This is a genomic window from Luteolibacter sp. Y139, from assembly GCF_038066715.1.
Lineage (GTDB): Bacteria > Verrucomicrobiota > Verrucomicrobiia > Verrucomicrobiales > Akkermansiaceae > Haloferula > Haloferula soli.
Map to the genome: position 1 here is coordinate 1 of NZ_JBBUKT010000030.1, position 508 is coordinate 508.

The window sequence follows — 508 nt, forward strand, 5'->3', positions numbered from 1 at the left end:
ACCACTGCGTGGTTTGGGATTCGTCTTGGACCCAGCACTTTTGGCATCTTCGATGCGTTTCCTGATGACGCCGGTCGCCAAGCGCATCTCTCTGGGAAGGTAGCGGCGGCCTTAATGGCGAAGACTGAAGAGCTATTCTCCAGCCCCCCCGTTATTGAAAGGATCGACGTCCTCGCGGCGAAGCTCCCTGAATAAAGAAGCCCGACCTGGGCGTGTCCTCGCCCCGATCATGATGTCGATCGATCTGCTCAAAAGCTATGTTCCGGAGCCGAGGGGCACAGCAGGTTTTTGAGACGATCGGGGTCAGCACCCGCCGCGGCACCGACATGGTGGACCAAGTGCTAACCTCCGCTCGGGGTGTCGAGGGGGGGCGAACCAAGGTGGACCTCGGATTGGTAGCGTGGGAGGTCGTGAAGATCTGGTTGGAAGTACGCGCGTTTCCGGAGCCTCATTGAGCTCGGCATGGAACATCGATCCGGCCAGCCGAGATTCGATTGGACGACCGGCG

The 508-nt window shown here is 59.8% G+C and carries 1 protein-coding gene; it reads left to right on the plus strand.

Annotated elements, in window-relative coordinates:
* A partial coding sequence (locus tag WKV53_RS28580; RefSeq protein ID WP_375341847.1) for a putative quinol monooxygenase occupies positions 1-195 on the plus strand: 195 nt, incomplete at its 5' end.
* Positions 196-508: the final 313 nt, after the last annotated feature.